This window comes from Algibacter pectinivorans (assembly GCF_900112595.1).
Lineage (GTDB): Bacteria > Bacteroidota > Bacteroidia > Flavobacteriales > Flavobacteriaceae > Algibacter_B > Algibacter_B pectinivorans.
Genome location: NZ_FOMI01000004.1, coordinates 173,354 through 186,603, shown reverse-complemented (window position 1 = coordinate 186,603; position 13,250 = coordinate 173,354). Strand labels below are relative to the sequence as shown.

10 protein-coding genes are annotated in these 13,250 nt (G+C 34.1%); 1 reads left to right on the top strand and 9 read right to left on the bottom strand.

The features are described 5' to 3' along the window. Window positions 1-60: 60 nt before the first annotated feature. The gene (locus BMY96_RS08010; RefSeq protein WP_092851147.1) at window positions 61-1,971 is read right to left on the bottom strand and encodes an ABC transporter ATP-binding protein; all 1,911 of its coding nucleotides are present in this window, start codon (window positions 1,969-1,971) and stop codon (window positions 61-63) included. A gap of 85 nt (window positions 1,972-2,056) precedes the next feature. Between BMY96_RS08010 and BMY96_RS08005 the strand changes: the two genes are divergently transcribed. Next, window positions 2,057-2,440, top strand: coding sequence for a DUF983 domain-containing protein (locus BMY96_RS08005; RefSeq protein ID WP_092851145.1), 384 nt, complete (start codon window positions 2,057-2,059; stop codon window positions 2,438-2,440). 111 nt (window positions 2,441-2,551) lie between these two features. On the opposite strand, the gene BMY96_RS08000 is transcribed toward BMY96_RS08005, so the two are convergent. The 8 genes from BMY96_RS08000 to BMY96_RS07965 form a co-directional block, all read right to left on the bottom strand. After that, entirely contained in the window at window positions 2,552-3,652 is a 1,101-nt protein-coding gene (locus BMY96_RS08000; protein WP_349267200.1) for an NAD(P)/FAD-dependent oxidoreductase, read from the bottom strand. Window positions 3,653-3,709: 57 nt separating this feature from the next. Next, window positions 3,710-4,600 (bottom strand): type IX secretion system ring subunit PorN/GldN, encoded by an 891-nt coding sequence (gene porN / locus BMY96_RS07995; RefSeq protein WP_092851143.1) that lies wholly within the window; start codon window positions 4,598-4,600, stop codon window positions 3,710-3,712. A gap of 72 nt (window positions 4,601-4,672) precedes the next feature. Beyond that, window positions 4,673-6,235 carry a type IX secretion system motor protein PorM/GldM gene (gene porM / locus BMY96_RS07990; protein WP_092851142.1) on the bottom strand — a complete coding sequence of 521 codons (1,563 nt, stop codon included), beginning with the start codon at window positions 6,233-6,235 and terminating at the stop codon, window positions 4,673-4,675. Window positions 6,236-6,295: 60 nt separating this feature from the next. Beyond that, a complete protein-coding gene (gene porL / locus BMY96_RS07985) occupies window positions 6,296-6,937 on the bottom strand; it encodes a type IX secretion system motor protein PorL/GldL (protein WP_092851141.1) in 642 nt (213 codons plus the stop codon). 85 nt (window positions 6,938-7,022) lie between these two features. Then, window positions 7,023-8,387 carry a T9SS ring complex lipoprotein PorK/GldK gene (gene porK, locus BMY96_RS07980; protein WP_489884284.1) on the bottom strand — a complete coding sequence of 455 codons (1,365 nt, stop codon included), beginning with the start codon at window positions 8,385-8,387 and terminating at the stop codon, window positions 7,023-7,025. A gap of 164 nt (window positions 8,388-8,551) precedes the next feature. Continuing rightward, on the bottom strand, window positions 8,552-9,718 hold the full coding sequence (locus BMY96_RS07975; RefSeq protein ID WP_092851140.1) for a formimidoylglutamase: 1,167 nt from the start codon (window positions 9,716-9,718) through the stop codon (window positions 8,552-8,554). 6 nt (window positions 9,719-9,724) lie between these two features. Then, window positions 9,725-12,226 carry a type I DNA topoisomerase gene (topA, locus tag BMY96_RS07970; RefSeq protein ID WP_092851139.1) on the bottom strand — a complete coding sequence of 834 codons (2,502 nt, stop codon included), beginning with the start codon at window positions 12,224-12,226 and terminating at the stop codon, window positions 9,725-9,727. A 143-nt stretch (window positions 12,227-12,369) separates the two neighbouring features. Next, window positions 12,370-13,155, bottom strand: a complete 786-nt coding sequence (locus BMY96_RS07965) for a hypothetical protein (RefSeq protein WP_092851137.1) — start codon at window positions 13,153-13,155, stop codon at window positions 12,370-12,372. Between the last annotated feature and the right edge of the window lie 95 nt (window positions 13,156-13,250).

Here is a 13,250-nt window from a genome sequence, read left to right as displayed (position 1 = left end):
ATGCAGGCAAAATTAGCCTATAGTTCAAGCGATAAACGTTAAAAAAAACATAAAAAATTACTAATTTTCGAACTCTTCAATTTCTAGATGAATGTCTTCCCATTTTTCCATAAAACCTTGTAAAGCAGTTTTCTTTTTTTGATAATCATCAAAAAAGTTTGGTTTAGAGGTCACTTCTTCATAGTTAATTTCGAGTTCTAAATCAATTGCCTTTATTTCGCGTTCTAACTGGCTAATTTTAGACTCAACATTACTCAACTTGTTATTTAAGGACTTTAACTTTTTTTGATCTTCGTAAGACTGTTGTTTTTTAACCTTTGGCGTTTCCTTAACTACCGTACGTTTTTCAACTTCTCTTAAATTTTCTACTTTTCGTTTTTCAAGATAATAATCAATATCACCTAAATATTGCGTTAACTTATGGTCTTTAAACTCGTAAACTAAGTTGGTTAAACCTTGCAGAAAATCACGATCATGCGATACCAAAATTAAAGTACCTTCAAAGCGCTTTAAAGCTTCTTTTAATACGTTTTTAGATTTTATATCTAAGTGGTTTGTTGGCTCATCCATAATAAGCACATTAAACGGTTGTAACATTAACTTAGCCAAAGCTAAACGGTTACGTTCTCCTCCCGAAAGTACACGCACATATTTTTCAACCTCGTCGCCTCTAAACAAAAACGACCCTAAAATATCTCGAACTTTACTACGGTTGGTTTCATTTGCAGCATCAATCATGGTATCTAGCACAGTTTTATTACCATCTAAATACTCTGCTTGATTTTGGGCAAAATAACCAATTTGTACATTATGCCCCAGTTTTAGTTCGCCATCATACTTAATATCGCCAACTATAATTTTAGCTAACGTCGATTTTCCTTGTCCGTTTTGACCAACAAAAGCCGTTTTACTATCGCGCTCAATAAGTAAATCAACGTCCTTTAAAACTTGGTTATTGCCATAGTTTTTAGAAATTTTATTGGTTTCTACAACAACTTTACCCGGAGTTATAGATACCGGAAAATTTAAGGTCATTACACTATTATCATCCTCATCCACCTCAATTCTATCAATTTTATCAAGCTTTTTAATAAGCGATTGAGCCATGGTAGCTTTTGATGCTTTAGCACGAAACTTTTCAATTAACTTTTCGGTTTGCTCAATTTGCTTTTGCTGATTTTTCTGTGATGCCAATTGTTGGGTACGCAGTTCTTCACGTAGCACTAAAAACTTTGAGTAAGGCTTTGGGTAATCGTAAATTCTACCTAAAGAAATCTCAATAGTTCTATTAGTAACATTATCCAAAAACATTTTATCATGCGAAACAATAGCTACAGCTCCTGTATAATTACGTAAAAACCCTTCCAACCATATAATAGATTCAATATCCAAGTGGTTTGTAGGCTCATCTAAAAGTAAAATATCGTTACTCTGTAATAGTAGTTTTGCTAGTTCAATACGCATGCGCCATCCGCCAGAAAAAGTGTCGGTAAGTTTATTAAAATCTTCGCGCTTAAAACCTAAGCCTTGTAATATTTTTTCGGTGTCGCCTTGGTAATTATAACCACCCAGAATTTCGTATTGATGTTGCAGCTCGTTTATATCAATCATAAGCTGGTTATACGCTTCACTTTCATAATCGGTACGTTCTGCCAATTGCGTATTAACTGCTTCCATTTTAGCCTCAAGTGCTTTTATTTCGGTAAACGCTTCATACGATTCTTCTAAAACTGTTCTGCCTAAAACAAAATCAATATCTTGTTTTAAAAAGCCTATCTTAAGTTCCTTATCTGCTGCAATTTGACCAGTATCCGGTTCCATTTCTTTAGATAAAATTTTAAGCATGGTAGACTTTCCGGCCCCATTTTTTCCAATAAGCCCAATTCTATCGCCATTACCAAGTTTAAATGTTATGTCCTCAAAAAGGTATTCGCCTTGAAAGGAAATCGATAAATTATGGATATTCATCATAGAAATGTAACTTTTGTAACAATACGTTATTAATAAAACAGTATTTTTGTATTGCAATTTCGCATGCAAAAGTACACTAAATAATATGTTTAAAAAAGGATCAAAATTATATAGTATTTTAACAGGAACATGTCCGAGGTGCCATGAAGAATCTATGTACGTCAATACCAATCCATACATTCTAACCGAGGCTTTAAGCATGAACGAAAAATGCAGTAATTGTGGCACAAAATATAAAATAGAGCCTTCGTTCTTTTACGGCGCTATGTATGTTAGTTACGCCGTGGGTATCGCCTTTGCTTTTGCCGCTTTTATAATAAGCCTTTACGTTTTTAATGCCAGCCTAAACGGTATATTTATTTCTATTATAGCAACTCTAGTGGTATTTATGCCAATAATAATGCGGCTTTCAAGAAATATATGGATAAACTTTTTTATGAGTTACGATAAATCCCTTAAGAAAAAATAATATTTTGGGCGTTACCCCAAAAAGGGTCGGGCTTTTCATTACAAGTCCTCGCACCTCCTTCGTCGGGCTGTGGGCTTTACACTACAATCCCTAACGCAGCATTAAACAAAATTATAAGTTAAAACGCTTAATATCAATTTCATTATCAAGAGGTTTGTTTTCCTCTATAAATCCATACAATTGTTTAGCCACATAAGGCCCAATCATTACACCACGTGTTCCCAGGCCATTTAGTATGTACATATTATGGTGTATAGTATGGCTACCAACTAATGGTCGCCTGTCTTTAACCGTTGGCCTAATACCCGCTACTTGCTGTACCACTTTATAAGGACAATTTATAAGCTTATCCAACTTTTCCAAAAGTGCCTCCTTAGCTTTTATAGTAGTTTTATACGTTAAATCTTTCCACTCGTAGGTTGCTCCAACAATATATAAATCATCGCTCAACGGAATTAAAAATACGCCAGCTTTTAAAACAAAATCTATATTTAAATTAGGAGCCTGTATGGTTAACAATTCACCCTTAGCAGGGTTTAGTGGTAAAGTATTAAAAAACGGATTTAAACGTATCCCAGAGCCTTCTGCAAACACAATATGCTTAGAGGTTATATCTTTATAACCTAAAGCGGCATCATTAATATACAAATTATCGTAGTTAAAAGCAGATTCTATCAGGCTATTAGTGGCTATAAGCTCAGCCTTATAAGCTTTAATCATGGTATTAACATCAATCCTACCGGTTTCTAAAACCTTACCAAAACCAAAAGGCGCATCAATAGCCTTATTTGTATTTTTAATAATATTTGTAGAAAGGTATCTAGTTAACAAAGGCTTATCCGAAGCCGAAAACCAATCATTTTGTTCTTCTAGCGAAGCAAATTTTCTATATACAGGTATTTTATAATCTAACTTTACATGGAGTCGCTCCTCAATGCGAGCATACATTGGTAAGGCTACATCCAACTGCTCTGTACTTTTCCAGACCGATGTAAAGCGTTTTAAAACCACAGGGTTATATAAGCCACCAGCAACTGTAGAGGATTGCTGAGAGCCATCATCAAAAACTACAAAGGATTTTCCGTTTGCTCTTAACTGTTCGCAAAAACTAATACCAGCAATTCCAATACCAACAATAATATAATCTACTTCCATATTGGCGGCTAAGATAGTTAGAATGTTTAAAAAATAAACTAAATAAGGTTTAGCCATAAAAAAACGCCCACTTAAAAAAGTGGGCGTTTTTACTATTTTATAGACTATTATGGCTTAATAGGTCCACATATCTAATTCAAAATCTCTAATTTTATCCTTGATTCTTTCAGATTCAAGTAGTTGCATTAAAGCATTTTGAGATACGTATTCTGATATTGCTCTGTCATTTTGTACATTTTCTTCTTTAAAAATGTATCCTTGAAAACGCCTTGCATTCAAGACATGATCAAAAGAAAATGGCATAGAACTGTTTTTATTGTTAAAAGATTTTGCTTCGTGTAACACTTCTCTTGCATCTGGGAAAAACACCCAAAACAAAGGTACCAAATCTGGCTGGTCATCATCAATAAAGTTAACATCTGGAGCTACAGGAGCAATTCCTAAAAGTCTGTATTTCATTTCGGCTTGTCGCTTATCAAAATACCAAAGGCCTTTAATGTGATATTCTCTAATATCAGCCGCTGTAATTTCTCTTTTGTTAATATATTCTGCAGATAAAGTTTCACCAGCATTTAACTGCTCAATACCATACTCGGTAGTATCAATCATAGTTAATGCACCTTGAATATCTTTTAACGTACGTTTTGTTGTAAAATAAGAATCATCGTAGATGTTTTTTATTTTTCCGTTTTTAATATTTTTCATTAACACGTCGTACAACGACCTTCTATCGCTACCAATATTGTTAGTATCAATTGGGTAATACAATGGAAAGTTTGCACGCTCATCAAGCACTATCTTTTCCCAAACCATTTTAGAAAAAAGTATATCTCTATCATCTACATACCCATATTCCAAAGGTTTGTCGTTATCGACTGCTTTTTGAGACTCCGTTCTTACCCCTATTTCTTCAGGGCTTTTAGCATTAAGAATATTAGCTTGTGCAAATACACTTGATACTGTAAAAACAGTTGCTACGGTTAATAAAAAACTTTTTACGTTCATCTTAATTTTTATTTTACATTCTAATTATTAGAGATAATTTTTAGCAATTAAAAATTATCTCTAACAGTATTTTTAATTTGTAAGTTCAACAAAAACTGGCGATACTTTTTTAAGTATAACACTTACACCACTTGCTTTTGCTTCAATATCAAATATTTGAACACCAGATCCACGTTTAGCTTTAGCTAAAGCTGCCTGCGCTCTACTATCTAACTTATTTCCTCTTACATTTATTGTAGGTTGTCCAGGAACTTTAAATTTAAATCCTGATACTCTTAACGGTAATTCAAAATCGAAATCTTCAAATTTAGCACCAATAGTAGATATTTTAAGACTGTTACGTTGCATTTTAATAGCTCCGTCTTCTCCTCTAATTGTACCTGTTGGTTTTGGTAAATCTTTAATTCTAAATTTAGCATTATCGGTTACTTTCCCTCCATCTGGTAATGTACCAGTTACGTTAATTGTAACTTCTCTACCCTTAATTTTAGTAGCATCCATTACATAGCTACTACCAGAACCTCTAGATAAACCTTGAGCGCTAGCATTTACTTTATTATCTGGAATACCTGCAAACGAAATAGTCATTGGGTTTTTAACACCTCTATAAACGACATTCATTTTATCTGCTGAAATAGTTGCTGAATTTGGTTTTGACACGGTAGCAAAAGAAGACTTTACAGGTACTTCAATTTCTTCACCACCTTCACCAAAGATTAATTTACCTTCAATCTTGTGTTCTCCAACGCCACCAGTACCAATAAGCAGTTTAACTTTACCATCTTCAATAGCGTATTGTTTGTCTGTAAGTTTTCTACCATCTAAAGTTAATTCAACTCTTTTTGGTTTTGTAGATGCGTCTTTACGCCCTAAAACAATTTGTCCATCAAACTTCTCGCCGTTAAAGTAAGCCGATTTAGATGTTTCCATTAAAGTGGTGTAGTTAGTCATAGATACCTCACTAGAAAGTGTTCCTGCTAACATATTCGATAATATTTCAGACTCTGTAGTTTTAATATCAGACTGCAACTGCGTCATTTTTGTTAAAGAAGCTACTAAAGGGAATCCCTTATAATGGTAATCTAACCAATCTACTTTTACTCCATCTCTATTTTCAACCTTATCTGTTTTAAACTTTTCGTTAACATCTTTAACTACAGATTCCATTCCTTTTTGATCGGCCAAAATGTTAGCTACTCCTTCTCTGAAATTTTTCATGTGAGCTAAAAACTCTTTTCCACCTTCACTAACGGCTCCTCCTTTAAAAAAGTTTTGGTCAAGGTAATCTCCCTTATCCATAACTTCGTAATCTTGAGGGTCTTCAAGTTTAGCCGTCATTTTCCCTTTCAAATCTGTTAAATAAGCATCAAAATCATGAGCTAATTTGTCGATTTTTTCAGCTTTAGCTTTTAAAGGCTGATACTTTTCTGGTGAATCCTCTGCTTTTACATCTAAACTTGCAACAAAACTAGCATTTCTAGCCTCCGTAGCTTCGTTTGATATGGTAAGCTTTTCGTTCATTAATCCGAAGGCCGAAAGCACTTCTTTAGACATATTTAAGGCTAGCATTGCTATAAATATTAAATACATCAGATTAATCATCTTCTGTCTTGGTGATAAATTATTTCCTGCCATGATAATTAGGTTTTTTTTGGTTAATTAAATTAATTTGGGATTATTTATTAACGCTCCTAATTATTTGTTCATTGCAGATAACATACCACCATATACACCATTTAATGATGATAAGTTAGACGCTAAAGATTGCATTTGTTCTTTTAATTTTGCTGCATTTTCAACAGACTCTTCGTTGATAGTTTGTTGCTTTGTAGCACTATCTAATTGTACTTTGTATAAGCTGTTTAATGATTCCATTTGAGCAGCAGCTAATGATAGCTCTTCACCATATTTCTTTGTAGCTTCCACAGAATCAACCGTAGACGACATATTTTTAGCAGCGCCTTCAAATCCTCTAATGCTTTCGCCTAAACTAGCTATTAATTCGCCGTCAATTTTTGCTTCTTTTAATAAATTATCCAGTTTTTGAGATAACATACCTTGAGCATCTTCTTTACCGGATGCAGCCTTAGCATTTGCTTTTCCTCCAGCTAATTCCGGGTAAACTAAGGACCAATCTAATTCATCATCCACAGGCTCAAATGCCGAAACTGCGAATATAAGGGCTTCTGTTACTAAACCAATTGTTAGAAGTACGTTACCGTTTAAGGGTCCAAACTCCATGTGTGTAATTTTAAATAATGCACCTAGGATTACAATTGCTGCTCCTAGTCCATACATCATGTTCATTGCTTTCTTTTTTGCTTTTGACTTTGCCATAATTTTAGGTTTTTAGTTTTAAGTAGGTTGTTTTACTTAAGTAGGTTAATAGTATTATTTTAATTAATTGATTTGGATTAAATTTTTATTTCCCGTTACTAGTTACTTGTGTCCCCATATAATCTTGTACGGTTCTGAATCCTATGTAACTCCTTGCGGAGTCAGCGTACTCGTAGTCTCTGGAACTTACTTGTAAAAAGTAAGCTACATCTTTCCACGATCCACCTCTTACAATTTTTCGTTTATTTTCATTGTCATTTACACTCGGGTTTATACTTGATGTATATTGATATGATGAAGGATCATATGATGCATTAACCCATTCTGATACGTTACCAGCCATGTTATATAAATTATAATCATTTGGCTCGTAAGATTTTGCTTCTACTGTATATAAAGCTTGATCTGCCGCATAATCACCTCTTACAGGCTTAAAGTTAGCCATAAAGCAACCTCTATCACTTTTTGTATAAGGACCTCCCCAAGGATAAGTTGCTGCTTGTAGACCACCACGAGCAGAATACTCCCACTCGGCCTCAGATGGTAATCTAAATGTATTCACCATTTGGGCTCCTTTTTTAGATTTTTGGTAAGAATTTTTGTTAATGGTTCGCCACTCACAAAATGCTTTAGCCTGTTTCCAAGTAACTCCTACAACAGGATAGTCGCTATATGCGTCATGCCAAAAGTAATCGTTATGCATTGGCTCGTTATAAGAATATGCAAAATCTCTAATCCAAACGGTTGTATCTGGATAAATTTCTAATTCTTCTTTTATAATAACATCGCTACGCTTAACACCTCTATTTCTTGCAGCCTCTTGTATATCCATGTGGCTGTATTGAAATTTAAATTTAGTAACATCCCAAGTACGTTGTCCATTGTAAGATTCCTCTAGAGGTAAATACATGGTATCCATAACCTCGGCATAGTATTCATCTAAATACTCTGAGGTATCGAAAATTAAATCGATGTCTTTATTAATTTTTCTGCCTTCGTAGCCTGTTGGCCCTAAACCAGTATAATTATCGTACATGTATTTTTCGTAAACAGACATATTTTCTGGATCTGCATCGCTAAAAGCAAATTCTCCAATGGTACCTTCATCGGCCTGAGTTAAACCAACTTCATCGGCTAATACGGCTAATTTCATTCTAACGATAGAATCTCGCACCCAATTAACAAACTGGCGGTACTCACTGTTTGTAATTTCTGTTGCATCCATGTAAATAGCTCGTACCGTAACGGTTTTAGAAGGCGCATCTTGCACACCGGCAAGATCATCGTCCGCTTTACCCATTATAAATGCGCCTCCAGGAATTAACTCCATACCAAAAGGTTTTTCCGGATGCCATTTTTTTCCTTGAACACCAACTAGCTCTCCTCTATTTTTAGAGCCACAACTTGCTAGCATTGCAAAAACTGAGGTTAACAATATAAATTTCTTAATATTCATAGAAAACTTGAGGTTAATTATTTTAAGCTTCATTTTTGAGAGCGTAAACATATTTATATATTTTTAATAAAACAACTTTTTACCTAAAAAAATAACATTTCGTCGTAAAAAAATAACTTTTAAACGATGAAATTGGTATTTCAACCAAACTTTATTTTTTAAACACTATTCTTTTTTAACGCTTTATACCACCTCTCTGGTAATTCATTATTACAGGCATCTAAATAATCTTGATGCATGCATGGTAATAACGTATGTCTTTTTAATTTATTATTAACATTTGATAAAAAAGGAATTTCTATCCACCATCGCCCAGTTTTATTACTTTTGTAAAAAACCAACTCTTCTGATTCGACTAAAGTAATGTATTTTTGATAGTTATCATCTTCTAAAAAATCATCATCATTAACGCGACAGTTCACACCTTCAACAAAGTACCATAACATTTGAGCTACCAACATTGAGGTTAGCTCATCATCTTTTGATGGTCTATATTCATAAACACCAAAAGAAGACACCTTATTACTAATACCTGCATAACGTGCTATAGCGCATATTTCTTTACCATCCAACCCATTTGGAGAGTATTTTTGCTTTACACTTACTTCCGATCCTTTTACAGAAGACAAATCTACACTTACAATATTTGCGTCTCGTAATGCGGGTTCAACTAAAGTAATATCGTTCGATACTGCACCAAGTCTATAAGATTCGAAGTATAAATTTTCCATCAAATCTATTTCTTCTTGGGAATTAAAATAGGTTTGATAGCCAATTGTAGCGTAGTTAAATAAATTATAAGGTTGATCTAGTATAATTTTACCCACAAAACTATTGTTTTTAATAGGTTTTGTTGAATCTCCCAAATTAAATTGCGAATCTACATTTACAATATTAACCATTGGGATTAAATTATCGTAAGCTCTATAATTAGGGTAGGTTAAATCTTGAGACCCTCCAAGTATAATTGGAATAATACCTGTTTTAACTAAGTTGGTTATAGTTTCTTTTACAGCAAAGTATGTATCTTCTACTGTTTCACCTTTGTGTATATCTCCTAAATCTACAATTGTAGTATTCCAACTAGCAGGGAATAAACCATAAAATGATTGTCTTATTTCATTGAAGTTAATTTCTTCGCCTATGTAATTAGCGTCATTTCGGTTTTCTAGAACTCCAAAAATGGCTAGTTTAACGCCGTTAAGGTCCGGAATTCCGTTTTGAACCGAATGAATTTTAATTTTGCGACCAATAGCATGGGTAGATAAAAGTTCGTTATGAACTAAAACGGCATCTGAAACTGGTGTTAAAAAACTAAAATTCATTTAAATTTACTTCTTTTTTGCTGCTGGCTTCTTTTTAGCGGCAGTTTTTCTTGTTTTCTTTTTAGGTGCATTAGCTTCTATAATAGCTTTTGCCTCGTCCAAGGTCATATCGGCAACATCTACTGTTTTTGCCAACTCTACCTTAACTTTACCTTTTATAACATTATGTCGGCCCCATCTTGCTTTTTCAACACGAATGCCTTCATCTTCCCAATTATGAATAACCTTATCGATTTCTTTTTGAATTTTTGTTTCAATTAATTCAACAATTTCATCATCTGATAAATTATCCCAATCGTATTTTTTGTTTACGTTAATAAACATATTGTTCCATTTTATAAATGGCCCAAAACGCCCTTTTCCTTTTTGTACTGGCAAATCTTTGTACATGTAAATTGGCGCATCTGCTTTTTGTTTTTCTTTAATTAAAACAATGGCATCATCCAACTCCACACCTAAAGGATCGGTTCCCCTACCAAGAGATACATAAGCATCTCCAAATTTTACATAGGGTCCAAAACGACCATTATTAACCACCACTTCTTCGCCCTCAAACTGGCCTAGAGTTTTAGGAAGCTGGAATAAATCCATAGCTTCTTCATAGGTAATGGTATTTAATTGTTGGTCTGGACCTAAACTTGCAAATTGTGGTTTCTCTTCGTCATCAACCGTACCTATTTGCACCATGGGTCCAAATTTACCTAAACGCACACTTACACGCTTTCCGGTTTTAGGATCTTCGCCTAAAATTCGTTCTCCTGACTCTCTATCGGCATTTTCCTTAACATCTTCAACAACAGGATGAAACTCCTTGTAAAACGATTGCATCATTGCTGTCCAATCTACATTACCTTCGGCAATTTCATCAAAATCGGCTTCTACCTTAGCGGTAAAATTATAATCTAAAATGGCATCGAAATGATTTACCAAAAAGTCTGTAACAATCATTCCAATATCTGTTGGCACCAACTTCCCTTTATCTGACCCTACTTTTTCGCTTAAAGTCACATCTTTAACAGTTCCTTCTTGCAAAGTAAGTTGAGCGTAACTTCTCTCAACGCCTTCAACAGTTCCTTTTTCTACATAATTTCTATTTTGAATAGTGGAAATAGTTGGAGCGTAAGTAGACGGACGACCAATACCTAACTCTTCTAGCTTTTTAACTAAAGAGGCCTCGGTATATCTTGCAGGCGGACGCGTGTAGCGCTCTGTTGCCGATATGTAATTATTAAGCAATGTTTCGTTAGTTTTCATTGCTGGCAACATACCATCTTGCTCTACATCTTCATCATCAGTACCTTCTAAATACACTTTTAAAAAGCCATCAAAAGTAATAACCTCTCCGTTTGCTGTAAATGTTTCGTTATGGGTAGTTGCGCTTATTTTAACGTTAGTTCTTTCTAATTCTGCTTCGCTCATTTGAGAAGCAATGGCACGTTTCCAGATTAACTCGTATAAACGCGCTTGATCCCTATCTATATCAACAGAGTGTGTTGCAAAATTGGTTGGACGTATGGCCTCATGCGCTTCTTGAGCACCTTTAGCCTTACCCTTATAATTTCTTGGCTTACTATAAGTATCGCCATAAGCATTAATAATTTCTGCTTCGGCACCTTTTTTAGCCTCGTCTGATAGATTTACACTATCTGTTCTCATATAAGTAATTAAACCGGCTTCGTATAGGCGTTGCGCCATAGTCATGGTTTTACTTACTGAGAAATATAATTTTCTTGATGCTTCCTGTTGCAATGTTGATGTTGTAAACGGTGCAGCAGGGGATTTTTTTGCTGGTTTTTTAGTTAAATCGGCAACTTTAAAATCGGCTGAAGCATTTTGCTCTAAGAATTTTTTAGCTTCGGCTTTCGTAGAAAAATTCTTTGGAAGCTTTGCTTTAAAGGTCTGCCCATCTTCGTTTGAAAATTCGGCATCTATTCTATACGAACCTACTGGAGTAAACCCCTGTATTTCTCTTTCTTTTTCGACAATTAATCGCACAGAAACAGATTGTACACGACCTGCAGATAAACCACCTTTAACTTTTCTCCAAAGTACAGGTGATAATTCGTAACCCACAATTCTATCTAAAACACGACGCGCTTGTTGTGCATCTACTAAATCGTAATCAATACTTCTTGGATTTTCAATTGCCTTTAAAATGGCTCCTTTAGTAATTTCGTGAAAAACAATACGTTTCGTCTTGTCTTTATCCAGTTTTAAAGTTTCGGCTAAATGCCATGCTATAGCCTCACCCTCGCGATCCTCATCACTTGCTAACCAAACCATGTCGGCTTTTTTAGCTAAGTCCTTCAGTTTTTTAACTACTGCTTTTTTATCTTTAGAAACTTCGTATTTGGGTTTAAAATCGCCATCAACATCAACCCCTAATTCCTTGGAAGGTAAATCGGCAATATGCCCAAAACTAGATTCTACTTTAAAATCTTTTCCTAAAAATTTTTCAATGGTTTTTGCCTTTGCAGGTGACTCCACTATCACTAAATTCTTCGCCATACTTCATTTTTTGAAGCTACAAATGTATATCAAAAAAAGTTTACCTGTAGCATTTTATGGATTAACTGTGTATTATCGATACAAAAAAACCTGATTTAAACATAGTAGAATCAGGCTTTTTCGTATAAACAAATTTATTTTTTTTATTCTATTGTTGTTGTTCCTATTTCATCAATAGCGCTATGCTCATCAAATCCTATTACGTTTTTGTAAATTAAATATATAGGATGGTATGTAAAAGCCGTAGTAAACAACAAGCCAATACCACATAACAAATACCCCACTAAATTAGCTAACAATGCCGAAACAACTATTAAACCAAAAGATATTAGCCATTTTTTATGCCCTAATTTAAAACTAGCTTTTATAATTTCGCCTACCGTTAAATCTGGATTAAAAGCAAAAAACACTGCAAAAAACGATAAAGGCACCAATGTATATATTAAAGGAATATAACAAAGTAAAGCCGATGGTATAGCAATACCTATTGTAGCCAGCATAATCATAAACGTTTTTCCTAAATATTGTTTCTTAACAAAATAGAAAAAATCTGGAGTTACCACTTGCTCGTTATTATCTAACTTCCTCATAATCCTGTAAAAACCAGCATTAATAGCAAAAGTTACAGAGCCTAAAACAAGTACTGCAACAATAATAAACAATATATATAAAGCAGACATACCTGCAAAAAAACCTTCCATCCCACTAGTATCGGTATAACCGCTTTCTTGTTGTGCTACAACCATACCTATTAATGGAATATAAAGCACAATAATTAAGGGCAACATAATTAACATGGTAAACAATAGCATTAAAAACCCTTGTAACCAAGTTTTTTTAAATAGCTCGATAGATTCACTAAAAATAACACCAAAATCGAGGTCTTTAGCCTGCTCGATTTTACTTAAAAGCATATTAATAACATTCATTCTTTAATAATTTGGTTAGAAAAACTGTAAGTGTATTAACTTACAAACAAGTTACAATTATACGTAAAAAAATCTGCCCGAAAGCAGATTTGAAA

What these genes read in the sequence shown, in the direction of transcription:
- BMY96_RS08005 (WP_092851145.1), top strand. Translation starts at nt 2,057, where the DNA reads ATGTTTAAAAAAGGATCAAAATTATATAGTATTTTAACAGGAACATGT.
- BMY96_RS08000 (WP_349267200.1), bottom strand. Translation starts at nt 3,652, where the DNA reads ATGGCTAAACCTTATTTAGTTTATTTTTTAAACATTCTAACTATCTTA.
- topA (WP_092851139.1), bottom strand. Translation starts at nt 12,226, where the DNA reads ATGGCGAAGAATTTAGTGATAGTGGAGTCACCTGCAAAGGCAAAAACC.
- porM (WP_092851142.1), bottom strand. Translation starts at nt 6,235, where the DNA reads ATGGCAGGAAATAATTTATCACCAAGACAGAAGATGATTAATCTGATG.
- BMY96_RS08010 (WP_092851147.1), bottom strand. Translation starts at nt 1,971, where the DNA reads ATGATGAATATCCATAATTTATCGATTTCCTTTCAAGGCGAATACCTT.
- BMY96_RS07965 (WP_092851137.1), bottom strand. Translation starts at nt 13,155, where the DNA reads ATGAATGTTATTAATATGCTTTTAAGTAAAATCGAGCAGGCTAAAGAC.
- BMY96_RS07975 (WP_092851140.1), bottom strand. Translation starts at nt 9,718, where the DNA reads ATGAATTTTAGTTTTTTAACACCAGTTTCAGATGCCGTTTTAGTTCAT.
- porL (WP_092851141.1), bottom strand. Translation starts at nt 6,937, where the DNA reads ATGGCAAAGTCAAAAGCAAAAAAGAAAGCAATGAACATGATGTATGGA.
- porN (WP_092851143.1), bottom strand. Translation starts at nt 4,600, where the DNA reads ATGAACGTAAAAAGTTTTTTATTAACCGTAGCAACTGTTTTTACAGTA.